At 48.3% G+C, this 16,762-nt stretch carries 20 protein-coding genes; 10 read left to right on the top strand and 10 right to left on the bottom strand.

Annotation, left to right across the window (positions count from 1 at the left end):
* Window positions 1-14 precede the first annotated feature (14 nt).
* The 5 genes from IM638_01825 (at window position 15) to IM638_01845 (ending at window position 3,529) form a co-directional block, all read left to right on the top strand.
* Window positions 15-914: a DMT family transporter gene (locus tag IM638_01825; protein MCA6361752.1), complete on the top strand. Its 900-nt coding sequence runs from the start codon at window positions 15-17 to the stop codon at window positions 912-914.
* A 54-nt stretch (window positions 915-968) separates the two neighbouring features.
* A complete protein-coding gene (locus tag IM638_01830) occupies window positions 969-1,829 on the top strand; it encodes a YicC family protein (protein ID MCA6361753.1) in 861 nt (286 codons plus the stop codon).
* Between the two features lie 5 nt (window positions 1,830-1,834).
* Window positions 1,835-2,428, top strand: a complete 594-nt coding sequence (gene gmk / locus IM638_01835; protein MCA6361754.1) for a guanylate kinase — start codon at window positions 1,835-1,837, stop codon at window positions 2,426-2,428.
* Between the two features lie 10 nt (window positions 2,429-2,438).
* Window positions 2,439-3,014, top strand: a complete 576-nt coding sequence (locus tag IM638_01840) for a nicotinate-nucleotide adenylyltransferase (protein MCA6361755.1) — start codon at window positions 2,439-2,441, stop codon at window positions 3,012-3,014.
* Window positions 3,015-3,139: 125 nt separating this feature from the next.
* Window positions 3,140-3,529 carry an STAS/SEC14 domain-containing protein gene (locus IM638_01845; GenBank protein ID MCA6361756.1) on the top strand — a complete coding sequence of 130 codons (390 nt, stop codon included), beginning with the start codon at window positions 3,140-3,142 and terminating at the stop codon, window positions 3,527-3,529.
* Between the two features lie 65 nt (window positions 3,530-3,594).
* Here the strand turns inward: IM638_01845 and IM638_01850 are convergent, their stop codons facing one another.
* From IM638_01850 to IM638_01860, 3 genes are all read right to left on the bottom strand, one after another.
* Window positions 3,595-4,011, bottom strand: a complete 417-nt coding sequence (locus IM638_01850) for a hypothetical protein (protein MCA6361757.1) — start codon at window positions 4,009-4,011, stop codon at window positions 3,595-3,597.
* Window positions 4,012-4,117: 106 nt separating this feature from the next.
* Window positions 4,118-4,813 carry a phosphoribosylformylglycinamidine synthase subunit PurQ gene (gene purQ / locus IM638_01855; protein ID MCA6361758.1) on the bottom strand — a complete coding sequence of 232 codons (696 nt, stop codon included), beginning with the start codon at window positions 4,811-4,813 and terminating at the stop codon, window positions 4,118-4,120.
* Between the two features lie 58 nt (window positions 4,814-4,871).
* Window positions 4,872-5,852, bottom strand: coding sequence for a hypothetical protein (locus IM638_01860; protein ID MCA6361759.1), 981 nt, complete (start codon window positions 5,850-5,852; stop codon window positions 4,872-4,874).
* A 63-nt stretch (window positions 5,853-5,915) separates the two neighbouring features.
* Between IM638_01860 and IM638_01865 the strand changes: the two genes are divergently transcribed.
* The 3 genes from IM638_01865 to IM638_01875 all read left to right on the top strand — a co-directional run bounded on the left by IM638_01865 (window position 5,916) and on the right by IM638_01875 (window position 7,131).
* Window positions 5,916-6,329: a hypothetical protein gene (locus tag IM638_01865; protein MCA6361760.1), complete on the top strand. Its 414-nt coding sequence runs from the start codon at window positions 5,916-5,918 to the stop codon at window positions 6,327-6,329.
* A gap of 9 nt (window positions 6,330-6,338) precedes the next feature.
* Window positions 6,339-6,857 (top strand): hypothetical protein, encoded by a 519-nt coding sequence (locus IM638_01870; GenBank protein MCA6361761.1) that lies wholly within the window; start codon window positions 6,339-6,341, stop codon window positions 6,855-6,857.
* Window positions 6,858-6,939: 82 nt separating this feature from the next.
* The gene (locus tag IM638_01875; GenBank protein MCA6361762.1) at window positions 6,940-7,131 is read left to right on the top strand and encodes a hypothetical protein; all 192 of its coding nucleotides are present in this window, start codon (window positions 6,940-6,942) and stop codon (window positions 7,129-7,131) included.
* Window positions 7,132-7,205: 74 nt separating this feature from the next.
* Here IM638_01875 and purD read toward each other — a convergent pair whose 3' ends face one another.
* Entirely contained in the window at window positions 7,206-8,510 is a 1,305-nt protein-coding gene (gene purD, locus IM638_01880; GenBank protein MCA6361763.1) for a phosphoribosylamine--glycine ligase, read from the bottom strand.
* A 337-nt stretch (window positions 8,511-8,847) separates the two neighbouring features.
* Here purD and IM638_01885 point away from each other — a divergent pair, with 337 nt between their 5' ends.
* Window positions 8,848-9,747, top strand: coding sequence for an Abi family protein (locus tag IM638_01885; GenBank protein ID MCA6361764.1), 900 nt, complete (start codon window positions 8,848-8,850; stop codon window positions 9,745-9,747).
* Between the two features lie 3 nt (window positions 9,748-9,750).
* Here the strand turns inward: IM638_01885 and msrB (IM638_01890) are convergent, their stop codons facing one another.
* The 6 genes from msrB (IM638_01890) to IM638_01915 all read right to left on the bottom strand — a co-directional run bounded on the left by msrB (IM638_01890) (window position 9,751) and on the right by IM638_01915 (window position 15,157).
* A complete protein-coding gene (msrB, locus tag IM638_01890) occupies window positions 9,751-10,182 on the bottom strand; it encodes a peptide-methionine (R)-S-oxide reductase MsrB (GenBank protein ID MCA6361765.1) in 432 nt (143 codons plus the stop codon).
* The gene (msrB, locus tag IM638_01895; protein MCA6361766.1) at window positions 10,183-10,728 is read right to left on the bottom strand and encodes a peptide-methionine (R)-S-oxide reductase MsrB; all 546 of its coding nucleotides are present in this window, start codon (window positions 10,726-10,728) and stop codon (window positions 10,183-10,185) included. It lies immediately after the preceding gene.
* 109 nt (window positions 10,729-10,837) lie between these two features.
* A complete protein-coding gene (locus tag IM638_01900; protein MCA6361767.1) occupies window positions 10,838-12,814 on the bottom strand; it encodes a hypothetical protein in 1,977 nt (658 codons plus the stop codon).
* 20 nt (window positions 12,815-12,834) lie between these two features.
* Window positions 12,835-13,320 (bottom strand): RNA polymerase sigma factor, encoded by a 486-nt coding sequence (locus IM638_01905; GenBank protein MCA6361768.1) that lies wholly within the window; start codon window positions 13,318-13,320, stop codon window positions 12,835-12,837.
* 755 nt (window positions 13,321-14,075) lie between these two features.
* Window positions 14,076-14,696: a thioredoxin family protein gene (locus IM638_01910; GenBank protein MCA6361769.1), complete on the bottom strand. Its 621-nt coding sequence runs from the start codon at window positions 14,694-14,696 to the stop codon at window positions 14,076-14,078.
* Window positions 14,697-14,749: 53 nt separating this feature from the next.
* Window positions 14,750-15,157 (bottom strand): SPOR domain-containing protein, encoded by a 408-nt coding sequence (locus IM638_01915; GenBank protein MCA6361770.1) that lies wholly within the window; start codon window positions 15,155-15,157, stop codon window positions 14,750-14,752.
* Between the two features lie 282 nt (window positions 15,158-15,439).
* Here IM638_01915 and IM638_01920 point away from each other — a divergent pair, with 282 nt between their 5' ends.
* Window positions 15,440-16,723: a c-type cytochrome gene (locus tag IM638_01920; protein MCA6361771.1), complete on the top strand. Its 1,284-nt coding sequence runs from the start codon at window positions 15,440-15,442 to the stop codon at window positions 16,721-16,723.
* The last annotated feature ends 39 nt before the right edge of the window (window positions 16,724-16,762 follow it).

A 16,762-nucleotide genomic window follows, 5' to 3' on the forward strand; every position in this document is an offset into this window, starting at 1 on the left:
ATCTTTGCGCCGCTATGTCTAAAACGACGCTGGCGCACCTTGCGCTGATTGCTGCCATGTGCATTTATGCACTCAGCTTTTCACTCATTAAAGATGTATCGCCATCGCACATTGCTCCGCTGGGCTTTGTGCTGATGCGTATTCTGGGCGCGGCTCCGCTGTTCTGGCTTAGCAGGCTGGTGATCCGTGAGCGGGTGGAAAATAAAGACCTGCCCAAACTGCTGCTGCTTTCGGTTTTCGGGGTGGCGCTTAACCAGAGTTTGTTTATGACCGGAATGAGTCGCACGGCACCCATTTCGGCGGCAATAATTATGATTACTTCGCCGCTGCTGGTGCTGGTAATTGGCAATATTATTCTGCGCGAACGCATTACGCTGATGCGGCTTTCGGGTATTCTGCTGGGGCTTGGCGGGGCGGCATTACTTATTATCACCGGCAGCACCGGCAGTTCGAAAGAAGATGATGCGCTGGGCGATCTGTTCATTTTCATCAATGCCCTTTCGTGGGGCACTTATCTCGTGCTGGTAAAACCGCTTATGAGTAAATACCACACGGTAACCATTCTCAGCTGGGTGTTTTTGTTTGGCGGCATACTCGTTTTTCCGTTCGGCATACAGCAGTTTGCGGCGGTTGACTGGGCTTCGTTTACGGGGCGGCATTGGTTTGCAGTGCTGTTTGTGGTATTCGGAATTACGTTTGTGGCCTATTTGCTTAACACCTATGCGCTGAGCGCGCTGAGTCCGTCGGTAGTAAGTGCCTACATTTATCTGCAACCGCTGCTGGCCGCCGCCATTGCATTGTGGCTTGGCAAAGATGTAATGTCGTGGCAGAAAATAGTGTCGGCATTATTCATTTTTACAGGTGTCTGGCTGGCCAGTCGGTCGCCTTCAGCTAAAAGCATAGCACCGCGCTAAACCTCCCTTTGCCAGAAACAGCGAACATTCGCTACATTTATACCGATGAAATCAATGACAGGCTTCGGCAAAGCCGTATGTGAATTGCCCCAGAAAAAAGTAACGGTAGAAATCCGTTCACTCAATAGCCGCCAGCTCGATCTGAATATGCGGATGCCCTCGCAGTACCGCGAAAAGGAGGCCGAAGTACGTTCCGAGCTCTCGCGCACGGCTGAGCGCGGTAAAATTGATTTCTCTGTATATAGCGAAACATCGGCCGAAGGCGGCAGCTCACTCATTAACACCACACTTTTTCAGGCATATTACAATGAAATGACGCGCGTGGCTGCGTTGGTAGGGCAGCCCAACCATACCGACATTCTGCAGATTGTAATGCGCATGCCGGATGTAATGAAGCAGGAACGGCAGGAGTTTGATGAAACGGAATGGACACAGGTTTCGGCAACCATTAAACAGGCAGTGGAAGCCTTTAACAACTTCCGCGAAACCGAAGGCAAAGTACTGGCAGCCGAATTTGAACAACGCATCGGCCTTATACTTGCCAAGCTGGCCGAAATTCATAACCTCGATCCGCAGCGTATTGCAGCCGTGCGCGAACGCCTGCAAAAAGCACTGCACGAAAATGTGAGCGTAGATAAAATAGATCAGAACCGCTTTGAGCAGGAGCTGATTTATTATTTGGAGAAATTTGATATCACCGAAGAAAAACTCCGCCTGCAAACGCATTGCGAATATTTTCTGCAAACCATGAATGAAGCATCAAGCGGACGTAAACTGGGTTTTATTACGCAGGAAATTGGCCGCGAAATAAATACGATTGGTTCAAAAGCGAATGATGCGGGGATTCAGAAAATTGTGGTGCAGATGAAAGATGAACTGGAGAAAATTAAAGAACAACTGCTTAACGTGCTGTAAAAAGAATGAGTGAAACCAGCGGAAAAGCCATTATTTTCTCAGCCCCTTCTGGTGCCGGAAAAACCACTATTGTGCATTACCTGCGCGCGCGCTTTCCTCAGCTTGAATTTTCGGTTTCGGCCACCAGCCGCGCCCCGCGTGGTAATGAGCAGCATGGCGTGGATTATTATTTCCTTTCTCAGCCCGATTTTGACAGCCGTGTGGCTGCCGGCGATTTTATTGAGTGGGAGCAGGTGTACCAGCAGCAATGTTACGGAACATTACGCGCCGAGGTGGAACGCATCTGGAAAAAAGGACACTGCGTAATTTTTGACGTGGATGTAAAAGGAGGCATGAATCTGAAAAAGATTTTTGGCGAAAATGCCCTTTCAGTGTTCGTTAAACCACCGTCGATAGAAGCACTCGAACAACGCCTTCGGCACCGTGCCACCGAGCCCGAAGAAAAAATTCAAATGCGTTTAGCCAAAGCCGGGCAGGAACTTCAGTTTGCCTCATCGTTTGATTATGCGCTGCTCAATGCCGATCTTGAAACAGCCAAAGCCGAGGCGGTTGAACTGGTTTCGCGTTTTCTGAACAGCGCGCCGCAACCTTTAGCGTAAACATACGTGTATGAAAGTAGGTTTGTTTTTCGGTTCGTTCAACCCCATTCATGTGGGGCATCTTGTACTGGCCAATTACATGCTTTCGTTTACCGATCTCGACAAACTCTGGTTTGTGGTTTCGCCACATAATCCGCTCAAGGAAAAGAAAACACTGCTGGCCGATCATCACCGCCTCGAAATGGTGAACCGCGCCATTGGCGATCATCCCCGCCTGCGGGCAAGTGATATTGAATTTAAGTTGCCTCAGCCTTCGTTTACCGTAAATACATTGGCATGGCTTAGTGAAAAATATCCCGATTATAAATTCGCCCTTATCATGGGATCTGATAATCTTAACTCGCTCCCAAAATGGAAAAACTACGAAATTATTCTGGAGCATTATCAGATATATGTGTATCCGCGTCCGGGTTATGACGGCGGCGATTTGCGCAACCATCCATCGGTAGTGTTTACGCAGGCCCCGGTAATGGAAATTTCATCCACCTTTATTCGCGAAGCCATTAAAAATAAAAAAGACGTACAGTACTTTTTGCCACCTGCGGCGTGGCAGTATCTCGATGAAATGAATTTTTACCGCCGCTGACATGAAAATGTTTCGCTGATCATTTTGTATTAATAACCCAGATTATTTTTTTTCATAATTGTTGGGATTAATAAAATTTCTGCTTACTTCGCATTTCCCCTGCTGTTTATCAATGTATATCCACTGTGAAAAACGAGTCGATCAAAGAACTCAGGGTTTGTCGTATTTACCTCAGAGGTGATATCCTCATTACCGAAATAAATGATGGTGCTGAGGTAGAGGCCGATGATATCAATGAAATACATCAGGCAGCCTTACAACTTGCCGGTGGTTCGGTAACCGGTATGCTCATTCTGGCTGAAATGCCTTTTCTGCTTTCCGCGTCGGCGCGTAATGCTGCTGCGCAGTTGTGTTCGCTCAAAGGTGTAAAGGGTGCTGCAATTTGTACTGATATAACTTCTGTACGTATGATGGTAAGCTTCTTTAACCGAATAAATCGTCCGGTTATTCCGGTACGTATTTTTGCCGAAAAGCAGGCTGCCGAAGACTGGTTGCAACAGCTTGCGATGAACTAAACGTATCAAAACTAAAACGCGCCACAGTGAAACCTGTGGCGCGTTTTACAAATTATGGAACCGGATTAATTGGCATCCAGGTTAAGCAGTAAGCCTTCTTCGGCAATGGCGGTTTGCTCTTGTGCAGCAGGTTGCTCGGTGGCAGTGGCGGTGCCGTTGGTGGCTTTTTTGGCGGCTGTGCGCGGTGCGGCAGGTGCGGGTGCTGCTGCGGTGGTAAGGCCGTTGAGTTCAAAACGGTTTTCGCGGAGGAACATGCCCAGCAGTACACCGCGTTTTACATCGGCTACTTCAAACTCAATTTCAAACTCGTCTTTTCCGGCGGCACGGCGTACAGAAAAAGTAAAATCATTGTCGAGGCAATAGTCAAACACGGTTTGTGTGCTCTTGCGCTTTACGGTAATGGTAGGATTTTCGCTGGCGGTAAACATGGCTGAGTACTTGTTGATTTTCACCTTAAAATTACTGCGAAACGGGTCGTGCACGAAATCAAGTTGTGAACAAGTTACACACGGCATCAGCCACGAAAAAGGCCGGAAAGACTATACTTCCCGGCCATCTGATGGTCAGTGTGTTAGTGTGGTGTCTGGCTTATTTTGCCACGGCAGCACTTACGAGTGAGCGGAAAAGTGCAATTCCGTCGGTGTTGCTCAGATTCTCGTCGGCAGCGCGTTCGGGGTGCGGCATCATACCAAATACATTTTTGCCTGCGTTGCATACGCCTGCGATGTTTTCGAGCGCGCCGTTTGGATTGGCTTCGTTGGTAATTTCGCCGTTTTCGTTGCAGTATCGGAACAGGATCTGTCCGTTTTCATTCATTGTCTTGAGGCTTTCGGCATCTATGAAATAGCGGCCCTCGCCGTGGGCAATAGGTATTTTAAGGGCCTTATCCTGCGGTACGGCCTGTGTTAGCAATGTATCGGCTGTTTGCGCCTTGATGTACACGTTTTTGCAGATGAATTTGCGTTCGTTGTTGTGCAGCAAAGCGCCAGGCAGCAGGCCCGATTCGCAAAGAATCTGGAAACCGTTGCACACGCCAAACACCAGACCGCCCTTACCTGCAAAAGCAATTACTTCGGTCATAATGGGCGAAAAACGGGCAATTGCACCCGAACGGAGATAATCGCCGTACGAAAATCCTCCGGGCAGTACCACGGCATCGCAGCCCTGCAGGTCGCTGTCTTTGTGCCAGAGTTCAACCACTTCCTGTTTCATGATGTTGCGCAGTACATAAATCATGTCCTGGTCGCAGTTTGAACCCGGGAAAATAACAACGCCGAATTTCATAGGCCGAGTAGTATGAGTTGAGTTTGAAATCAGCCGCAAAGATACACAATGTGCCTATTTAAAGCCACGGTTTGTAGCCGATAATCACAGCCAGAATCAAAATTCCGAAAAGCAGTTCGGCCATCCACAGCCGGCGGGCCAGCAGGAAGTAGTTGGCCGTTACAAACGCCAGCGGAGGCAGCACGGGCAACAGTGTGGCGGCGCTGAAATTTTGGGCTGGCAGCAGTGAAAGCAAACCGGTAAACAGAAACCAGTTCATCAGCGAAATGCCTTTGCGCGTTTTCATGGTAGCCGCACCTGAACCCGAGATGAAACGCCCCATAGCAGTGAGCAGCAGCAACGCCATAATGCCCGTAAGCGGATAAACCTCGGGCGGGAGTTTAAGAAAGAAATCGCGCTGCAACACCGGCTGAAGTACAAGGTCGTTATAAAACAAGGCCAGACTGTCGTGCCAGTAATACCAGGCGCTTACATAAATCCACGGCAGCAAAAAGCCGAAGAGCAGAATGAGCCACTCGCGCCAGACGAAGGGCCTGAGCAGCACCAATGCGGCCATGGCAAACAAGATAAAGGTGAGCGAAGGCAGGTAAATGAGTGCCGCCAATGAAATAAGCACACCACTGTTAAACACCTGCGAAAAGGCAGTATCCATACGGTAAGTACCCGCCAGAATATGCAGCGCAAGCAACAACGGCAGCAACGCCAGCAACGGCGCCGAAAGCTGAAGCAAATCGGCCGTAGAGGAACCGAGCACCACGGTAAGCAATGCCGGCAGCCACGATTTTTTGGTAAGAAGCTGATGCTGCTGCACAATGTAGTTGAGCAGAAACGCCTCTCCCAGCAGCAGCAGCAACGCCGCAAGCCGGGCAAGCATCGGGAAGCCAGCCACAAAATCCTTTGCAAACGCAAAAAGCGGCATCTGCACACCGCGCACCTCTGCCGCAGGCAAAAACATAGCCGGCGCCCAGAGCAATACGCCCACGGCCACAATTAACACGATTGCAGGCGGCGTATTTTGCCGCGCCAGACGAATAAACAAACTATGCCGGTTTTATAACAAAGGTAAGTGCTCACTCCCAATATCGGGGAATGAAATTGTAAAATGAATGCACGCCGTGCATGTACGCCCACACCCAAAATCAACAGAAACAGGGTGCTGCATATCCGCAAAACCACTGAAAGCAGGTATTTGTGCACGGATAATTTTGTGGCTGCCTTTTCACACCCGCACCGCATGAACAATCACGAAACTCAACCACGCCCTGCATCGGACAACGATTACAGCGCAGTAAGCAACACGTTTAACCCTTCTGTGCAGGTTAATCCCACCATTCATGTATCTGCCGGAAATACGCGTAAACAAAGCCGTCCGCTCAGAGGTGTGTTGCTCACTCTTATGTTGCTGCTGGCACTGGCTGTGGGCGGAATAATTATTAAAAACACCTTATTCAGCAATCAAAACCCCGCACAGGAAGATTATCATCAACCCAAAAACAAAGCATTACGAATTAACTAATTGTATCCGATGAAACACACATGCAAATCAATCGCGTCGATCATTGCAATTACGCTGCTTTTTTCACTTTTCAGTCGTTGCACCAATAGTGATGAGGCTAATCTTGTTAAGAGTTATGTGTATGAAGAAACAGTTTATGCGTGGGATTTTAATTCAAATACCGATGAGTGGTATCATTCGGTTGCCGTGGATGGATTAACTACCAATAATATAGACCAGGCAGCAGTACTGGTGTACTTTAAAGTAGCTACGGCCTGGCGTGCGCTGCCCTACACCGAGGTGGCTTCTACCAATTATTTTATGAATTATTACTCTTTTGCGGGCAGAGTTGAAGTTATCTGGGAATATAATGGAGTTTTTGGGTCGGGTGATAGTCCGAATGTGTATTACGGTACAAATGTGAAACTTAAAATAGTAGTACTTTCAAATAGCCAGCGCCGCGCCAATCCCGACCTCGACTGGAGTGATTATGAGGCTGTAAAACAACGTTTTAATTTGCAGGAGAAGCCCGCGCAACTGCTTCACTAATCAGGATCAGTTATTTGTCGCAAAATTCATGGCTGTTTTTCCAAACTCTTTCTTACTTTTGCCCAGCTAACAAAAACAAGTCATGAAAAACGAAGGCTTTTGGTACAGCGTAGGTGATTTCTTTTACACCTGCTTCGAAGGATTGGAATGGGTAAATGAAACCCTTTCACCGCAATGGATTCTTATTCTTGTAGGTGCCGGTTTCTTCAGCTACTGGATTTACCTTCAGGGCAAATACAATAAAGAAGCTGCCAAAAACGGAACACTCAAGTAATCTGTTTTTGATCTCATAAAAAACGGCTGTTTGCTTATGCATACAGCCGTTTTGTTTTTTTGTGTTTTTACGTTTTATCGCCCTGCCTTGTGGCGGTCCATGTAGCGGAGCAGGTCCTGGCCAATATCGCGGCGGTAGTAATGTCCTTCAAATGAAACTGCGCGGGCAGCGGCGTAGGAATGCTGGAGGGCTTCTTCAATGGAGTGGCCGAAAGCAGTAAACGCCAGTACACGGCCGCCGTTGGTTACGGTTTGCCCGTCTTTTTCGTTGGTGCCGGCGTGAAAGGCGATGGCATTTTCCACTTTGTCAAGTCCCGAAATTGGTTTGCCTTTGGCATAATCGCCGGGATAGCCGCCCGATACCATCATTACCGTAGTGGCCGTGCGCGGGTCGATGGTAAATTCGGCTTTGGCGAGCTGTTGTTTGCCAACGGCTTCAAACACGGCCAGCAAATCACTTTGAATGCGCGGAATAACCACTTCGGTTTCGGGATCGCCCATGCGGCAGTTGTATTCAATCACTTTCGGGTCGCCGTTGTCATTCATAAGGCCGATGAAAATGAATCCGGCATAGTCAATGCCTTCGCTGCGCAGCCCGGCAATGGTGGGTTTTACAATGCGGTTTTCCACTTTCTCAATAAAAGCCGCATCGGCAAACGGCACCGGCGACACAGCACCCATACCTCCGGTGTTGAGGCCTTCGTCGTTTTCGCCAATGCGCTTATAGTCTTTGGCGGCGGGCAGCATTTTGTACGAAATGCCATCGGTAAGCACAAACACCGAAAGCTCAATGCCCTGCAGAAATTCTTCAATTACTACTTTGCTGCTCGCATCGCCAAACTTGGCTTCGGCCAGCATGGCAGTGAGTTCGGCGCGGGCTTCGTTGAGTGTGTGCGGAATTACCACGCCCTTGCCCGCTGCCAGGCCGTCGGCCTTGAGCACATACGGCGGGCGCAGCGTTTCGAGAAAGGCAAGCCCCTCGGCAAGTGTTTCTTTGGTAAATGTCTGGTAGGCGGCGGTGGGAATGCCGTGGCGGATCATGAACTGCTTGGAGAAATCCTTGCTGCCCTCAAGCTGCGCACCGGTTTTGCCCGGACCTATTACCGGAATGCCGCGCAGCTGCTCATCGGCCAGAAAAAAATCGCGTATGCCGCGCACCAGCGGATCTTCAGGGCCAACTACCACCAGCGCAATCTGGTTGCCAAGCACAAAACCGCGAATGGCTTCAAAATCGGTTGCAGACATAGCCACATTGGTGCCGCAAAGTGCCGTGCCGGCATTGCCGGGCGCAATAAAAAGTTTGCCAAGAAGCGGGCTCTGCGCCATTTTCCAGGCAAACGCATGTTCGCGCCCGCCCGATCCGAGAAGTAGTACGTTCATAGTGCCAGAAATCTGGTACAAAGAAAGCGACTATTACGCTGAATCGCTGATCAGGACATGCTTTTTATTGCTTGATATTACCCACATCCAAAAACAGTAAAAATTAATTTAAAGTATATATCCACCTGTTTTGCATAGTATTTTAGCATAATTAATCAATAAAATAAATAAAATATGAAGGTTGATTGTCAGTGTTTTAGGGTTAATCGGGGCAAAAACTGCTACGGGGCTATTGACGTGCAGGTAGAAATGATTAAATTTGTGTCAACAATACCTGCCACGCTTCCCATCAGAACAGCGCACCCGGGCGGGTTTTTTTATTTTACGGAGGTGTGCCATGCAGTTTGCTAAACCTCCGCTTACTATTCCCGATCAGCTTGCGCTTCTTCAGTCGCGCGGACTGCATGTTCCCGATCCTGCCAAGGCCATAAAGTATCTGTCAAATATAAGCTATTACAGGCTTAGTGCTTATTCGCACTATTTTCAGGATCCTGCATCAACTACACATGAGTTTCAACCAGGAGTTTCGTTTGATGATATTCTGAATCTGTATCTGTTTGACCGCAAATTAAAACTTATCATTTTTGATGCGATAGAGCGCACTGAGGTTTCGTTCAGAACGCAGTTGGTCAATCAGATGAGTATAAATTACCACGCACACTGGTTTCAGGATCATTCACTTTTTTCCAATAGCATTCATCACACCAAAAATCTTTACAAACTCGATAGTGAAATTGAACGCACGGGAGAAAGCTTTATTAAACATTACAGGAATAAGTACACAATCCCTGCGCGTCCGCCAGCCTGGATGAGTTTTGAAGTGGCATCGATGGGTTTATTGTCGAAGTTTTACCGCGATTTAAAAATGTGTCAGGCCAAAAAAGACATTGTGGCTTATTACGGATTATCACACCCGAAAATACTCGAAAGTTGGTTGTTGAATATGGGTTATGTGAGAAACGTGTGTGCTCATCACGGGCGTTTGTGGAACAAAACGTTGATAATTACACCCACCTTGCCACGCCACACAAAATACCTTTGGCTGCACAATACCAATTTCCCATCGAGTAAACTATATGCTTCTCTTTGTTGCCTTCTTTACATGCGTAAAGTAGTAAATCCCGGCACGGCATTTTCAAAGCGTATTATGCAACTCTTTGCCAATAATCCAGCAGTGGATAGTTCAAAAATGGGCTTCCCGGCAAACTGGGAATCAGAGCCGCTTTGGAATACATGATTTCTAAAACTTATACGCTTTCTGCTCCTGAGTTTTCACATCTCCGCGCTCCTCAAACACCATCGAAGCAGAATTGATGCAGTAACGCAAATATGTGGGCGGCGGCCCATCTTCAAACACATGACCAAGGTGGCCGCCGCAGTTTTTGCACGTTACTTCAATGCGGCTCATGCCGTGCGAATAATCTTTGTGGTAGTTAATCACTTCTTCGTTCCACGGCAGTGAAAAACTGGGCCAGCCGCAACCCGAGTCGAATTTCTGGTCGGATGCAAAAAGATCGGTACCGCAACCTGCGCAGCGGTAAATGCCGGTGGCGTGATGATTCCAGAATTCGCCGGTAAATGCGCGTTCGGTGCCTTTTTCGCGCAGCACGTAGTATTGAAAGGGCGAAAGCTGCTTGCGCCACTCCTCGTCGGGTTTATGCAGGTTGCTCATTTAAAAACGATAATAACGTTGGGTTTGTGTGCGCACATTTTTCTGCGGCACAAAGGTAAGCGCGGCGGAGTTGATACAGTAGCGCAGGTTTGAAGGCGCCGGGCCATCGTCAAACACATGCCCCAGATGCCCGTCGCACACGGCGCAGTTTACTTCCACACGTTTCATCCCGTATGAGTTATCGGCGTGGTAAGCAATACAGGTTGAGTCGAACGGCACCGTGTAGCTTGGCCAGCCGGTGCCGGAGTCAAATTTTTTGTCGGAGCCAAACAGCGGCGTTTTGCAGCCTGCGCACTGGTAAACACCTTCATCATGCGTGTTCCAGTATTGGCCGGTAAATGCGCGTTCGGTGCCTTTTTCACGCAGTACGTAATACTGCATGGTGGAAAGTTGTTGTTTCCATTCTTCGTTTGTCTTTACCACTTTTTTTCGGGCAGTGGTGTCTTGCGAAGTGGTGTTGGAGGCATTGGCGTTTTCGCCGGCAGGCACGGCGCTGCAGCTGATGAGCAGCAGAAAGAGCAGTGTAATGGAGAAGAAGCGTTTCATAATTCCTGTTTGCTGCATATACGCGGCGGGCGTATGAACAGATTTTGCAAGCGGCGGGGCTTTGCTTTATTTAACAAGAATAATGCAAAATGGTTTTGGAAACGGACAGTTACTCTACTTCTGTGCCGGTCTGCTGCTGTTCGCCGGGCGAAAGTTGCACTTTGTATTTGCCCACATTGAGCGAATTGCCCTCAGTGCGGCTTTTGTTGAGGCCGAGATTGAGGCCCAGCGCACGAGTCATGCGGTTAAATGCACTGCCAGCCACATCCCGGCCGGTAACCTTGGCCTGTGTGCCGGAAGTATAAGCTGAAGCAGTGTACTCGGTTGGTGTTCCGGGTTCGCGGTCTAATGTGTTTTTGGTATTCTGAAGGATAAGCTGCGGCAGCGAAATTCCGCTTCCTGATGTGGGTGGGGTGTAAGCCACACCGGGTTCATCCACTGAAATTGGCAAAATGGCCACCGCTTCCGGAGCGAGTACGGCAAGCTGTCCGTTAAGTTTAGGTTCGGTGCGGTTTTGCGGCAGGGCTTTGGCAAAACGCGGACGGAAAGCGGCACGTTGCGTGGTGTTGTTGGCGGTGTAGGCCGGCTGAGCAGGCTGCACATTATTCTGCTGCGGCGTGCTGTATTGCGGAGCAGTGTGCTGTTCAGCTACGTTGCTGGTATTGTCGGGCTGCCGGGGAGTAAACTCCTGCGCCGGTTTGCGTAGCTGCAGTTTGGCTACGTTGCCGGCAGTTTGGCCTTCAAAGGTGCCGTTCTGGTTGCGGTTCCACCAGAATGTAACCACAAACAGGAGCACGGCTGCCGCAGCGGCATAACGCACGTTTGCATTGAGCCACCACACCACTGCACCGCCGGTTTTGCGTTTCAGGCCGGCTTTGTCGCCATATACTACAGTTGTGTCTGCAGTGAGTATGGTTTGGCGCCAGGCTTCCATATCGGCGGCTGCTTGTGGGTTGGCAGCCATGTAGGCATGCAACTCGGCGCTTTGGGAGGCACTTAGTTCACCGTCAATTTCGGCCACCGCGTATTCATCAAAGTTTTCGGCTGTGAGGGTGGCGGCTGTCTGATACAAGGCAGCCTTGTGTTCAAACACAATTGTAGTATCGGGCGAGAGTACGGTTTGCTTCCAGGCATCAAGCTCGGCAGCCATTTCAGGGTGTTGTGCCACAAAGCGGTTGAAGCCTTCCAGTTCGGTGCTGTTCAGCGCATTATCAATGGCGGCCACAGCATACTCGGCAAAGTTGCCGGTGTTTATTTCAACTAACGCTTTCTTGAGTCCGGCTTTGGCGTCAAACACTGCATCCGTATCAGGCTGCAGGCGTGTGCTGGAAAATAGTTCGTATTCTGCAGCCGCATCAGAATTGCCTGCCAGATAGGCGTTGAAAGCGGCAAGTTCTGTGTGGCTCAGTTCGCCGTCCATGGCGCTTACGGCATATTCGGCAAAATTTGCGGAGGTAATTTCTACCGGCTGTTTGCGCAGGCTGTCTTTGTGTGCAAATACAATCTCGCTATCAGGCCGTAGCACGGTTTGGCCAAATAACTCAAAATCAGCTTTAAAGGCCGGGTTTGCGGCAAGGAAAGTTTCAAATGCGGCTGTTTCGGCAGTGCTCAGCGTGCCCTCAAGTGCAGCCACCGCCCATTGGTCGAACTCGGTGGCATTGACTACCGGCTTTTTGAGCAATTGCTTGTTCTCAAGCTTCTCACTGTAATCGGGCGCAAGTATGGTTTTGCGGAAAAGCTCAAGCTCATTGCGTTTATCAGGATGTGCATCCAGAAAACGTTCGAGTTTTATCTGGCCTTTTGTATCAAGTACATTATCAATTGCAGCGGCAAAAAACTCCTCGTAGTTAACTTCGTTAATATTCTCAGGCAGTTCAATTTGCCGGCGCAGCAGCTCCTTGTGTTCAAATACCGGCAAATCGGTTTCAGAAGTATCAAACGCCGGGCCTTCGTAGCTTTCAAAAAGTTCTTTTAAATCAGGGTGGGTATCCAGAAAGGCAAACAGCTCCGCCACCTGACCGGTACTCAGTTGCCCCTCGTAAAAATCGAGGAACCACGCTTCACAGTTATGACGGTTAATATTCATTGTACCTGAGAGATGATGAATTACATTACTTTCTCTATGCTTCCGATATAATTTTTCAAAAATGTGCGGGCTCTGAAGATGTACACCTTTACCTGCGATTCATTCAGCCCCGTTATCTCGCCGATTTCTTCATACGAGTAGCCTTCGTAATCGCGAAGCAACACTACCGAACGCTGTATCTCGGGCAATTTATTTAACGCCTCCTGCAAAATTTCTTTCAGGTCGCTGTATTGCTTGTTATGCGATACCGCAATCATGGGTACTTCATCCATACTGCCCTGCCGCTGATCTTTACGCAGGTAATCAATCATGGTGCGGTACGCCGTGGTAAACATGTACGACTTGGCATTTTTGGCTTCGGTTTCCGAAACTTTCAGCCAGAGTTTTTCATACGTATCCTGCACAATGTCTTTTGCCTTGTCTTTATCCTTTACATTCTTTAGAATGAATCGGTAAAGATTATCGGCATACAGATCTACGCAGCGGTTGTATTCTTCAGCGGTCATGGCCGTTTGTTTTGCTTCCGGTTGTATGACGGGTATTGTTGCCCGCTTGTTACAGGCTAAGGTAAATTATTTTTCCGGGGCTTCCCTTTTCAGTGCCTGCGGGCTGTGTAAATTTATTCTTATTTGTTTTCGGGACTGATTTCCACTGGCCGGATGGTCGTTAAACGGGCACTATTTACCCTCCGACGACACATCTTTGCCGACAAGTGTGAACGAATCAATAAGTGCGTACAAATATTTACGAAAACGATTTTCTGGTTATTAACAGATCTCTAAAAATGTATATGAACTGATTAATCATATAAAAGCTATATAGTGCTGATGATCATTTATATATACATAATGCAATAAAAAAATAATTTAATTTTTTATTGTGATAAATAATGTATATACATATATTGGGTTTTTGTCAAATGTAGATGCTTTTTAACCGGATAAAAATTGTTTTAGGAATATCTATTCAGTGTATGAATTAATGGTTTCATCATACATTTTTTCGCCTTCATCGGTATTTGTTTTGGAAGGTATATTAAGTTGTATTGTTTTGTTGAAACATTAAACGCGGTTACTGTTTCGCAGTAATTGTGTAATGTAATGGTTAGGTGGAGTTAACAAAGGCTGGCGTGCGCGCCAAAAGCAGGGGAAGGCGCCGCGCACTTAGCGGGTAATTCTGGAAACAGGGTTACCCGTTTTTTAATTGCAGAAAAAAGAGGTTGTGATGTTCGTGTTGTGTGTAACGGATTCGAAAAGACAGATCAGCCGGTTATGGAGCGGAGCGCACTGGCGAAATCGAGTTGCGTGGTGCGTGTCTTATCGGCGGCATACCAGGTGTGCACCTTCTCGATGAATTGTTCTTTTTGAAGGCCTTGCTCTTTCCACTGTGCAATGAGTTGCTGCAAGGCTGCCGGGCGCGGTCCCCAATGGCCGAGTACTTCGAGCGTGCCGGCATCAATAACAACCACAATGGGTATGGCGCGTCCGCCGTTGGTAAGGAAATGATCCATTACGGCGGTGTGCTCATCGCGCAGAATTACTTTTACTGAGGCTTCCTTTATTTCGTTGGCCATGGCCTTTACCACGCCCAGCGTTTGTGCCGCATCGCCGCACCAGCCTTCGGTAATGAACAAGAGGCTGAGTTTGCGGGTAATTGAGCCAAGCTCCGCTTTCAGTTCGGGCAATACACTTACCGTTTTGCCAATACGCTTCATACGCTGCAGGTTCAGCCTGGCGTAATTAATCATGTATTCCGACTGGTCAGGGCCTGTGGTTTTGTTTTCGCTCATTAAGCGTTCGAGAAGACTGTTGTAGTCTTCCCAGCTCATGGCCGATTCGAGAAGTGCGGTATTTATTTCGGCAAAGCGGGCAGGTGTGTGCATAAGGTTGAAATCGGGAAACAAAAAATCAGTTCATCACCTACGAAAAACCTGGGTTACCGGATGGGAGGTTTCTCAATTTCGCACTCTACAATAAATGCTTCGGGATATTCAGCTTTGATTTTTTTCAGAAAGCGGTATGCCTCCAGCTGGGTGCGGAAATCGCCTACGCGTACTTTAAAGTTGGGGGCATCATACGTAATATAGGCATGTGCCTCGGAGGCATATTTGCCCAGAAATTTCGATTTGATGGATTTGGCCCTGTCGTTATCCGCTCCGTAATGTATTTGCACACGCCAGCCTTTCATTTTTGCGTTTGCGTTGGTTTCAATGTGCTTACCCACAGCTGTTTTCAGACGAGGATCGGCATTTACGTCGCGTTGTAAACTATCGGTTGACGGGGTTTGTGCCCTTAAGCCAAGGGTAACAAACAACAGAACGAGCAGGAGGGAATAACGAATCATGCAAGAACAAAATTAGGAAACCCCTGCAAATGGCAGGTTAGTTTTTTCGACAAGTGCAAGGTTTGTGCCGTTCTTCCGGGATAAAAAAATGACCAATTTCCTGTAAATGAGAGGCTGGTGTTTTCATCCGGTTTTAACACTTATTTAGAATCGTTATAAATTAACCGGATGTAATTTTTTTTCCATTTGCAACGGATCGCCGAAGTGTGTTTCCCTTAAATTTGCCACGCCTTAAAGTGTAGGGCAATCCGGATATAAATGCCAACTGTCAACTATTCCTATATGAACAGCTCCCGGCAACATGCACGCCGCAACGGCATCGCGCTTGCTTTTTCGCTGATTCTCTCCCTCTTCTTCAGTGCGTCAGTTCACGCACAGGATGGAAAAGCGCTTTTCAAAGCTAACTGCTCTTCGTGTCACTATGCTTCCGAGAAAAAAGGAACGGGTCCAGGCCTCAAAGGCGTGCTCGACCGTATTCCCGGTGGTGACTGGAAGTACAAGTGGGTGAAAAATTCAGCCGCCATGGCCGCATCAGGCGATGCGTATGCCGTGAAAATCAAGGCAGAATACAACAACGGGGTAATGACCGCCTTCCCCAATCTCAAAAATGAAGAGATTGATGCCATTCTGGCTTATGCCCACGAAGGTGAGAAAACACCAACACCGGTATTAGCTACCGACCCCAATGCCGGTGCCAAAACCGATGAAAAAGCGTCAGGCAACACCAGCTTCATGGTAATCATTGTGCTGGTTCTGCTCATTGCGCTCATCGCCATTCTGCGTTATACCAAAATTAACCTGCGTAATGCGGTTAATGAAAAAGAAGGTCAGCCTGCCGAGGAAGCAATGCCTTTCCTTGATGCTGTTCGCCACTGGACGACCAACAACAAGCGTAAAGTTGCGCTTATGGGTTTGTTCATCTTTGGTGTGCTTATCGTAAAAGGCTGGTACGGACTGCAGGGTGTAGGTATTTATGCCAAAGAGGTGAAGAAAGACAAGTGGGTGGGTTACAAACCTTCACAGCCGATCAACTTCTCGCATAAAATCCACGCCGGTCAGAACGGTATTGATTGCAAATACTGCCACAGCACCGTAGAGAAGTCGAAAAACGCCAGCATTCCCTCTGTAAACATCTGTATGAACTGCCATAAGGCAATTAGCGAAACTGCTAATCCCGGTTCAAAAGAGGAAATTGCCAAGATTTACGCCGCTGCGGGTTATGATCCCGACAAGCAAACCTACAGCCTGCCCCAGCAGCCGGTGAAATGGAACAAAGTGCACGTACTGCCCGACCACGTATTCTTCAGTCACCAGCAGCACGTGAAAGTGGGTAAAGTAGAATGCGAAACCTGCCACGGCAACCTCAAGGAAATGACCGTAGCCGAGCAGCAGCGCCCGCTTACCATGGGATGGTGTATTGATTGCCACCGCAAGACCAACGTGTCTATGGAAGGCAATGGTTACTACACCCAGCTCCACGAGAAAATGAAAGAGAAGTATAAAGGACAAACCAGCTTCACGGTTGCCCAGATGGGTGGCATTGAGTGCTCACGTTGTCACTACTAATCTTCAAATAAACAAAGCAAGCGTTTCCTAACGATATAA

It is taken from the genome of Bacteroidota bacterium (assembly GCA_020402865.1).
In the GTDB taxonomy this organism is placed as follows: Bacteria; Bacteroidota; Bacteroidia; order Palsa-965; family Palsa-965.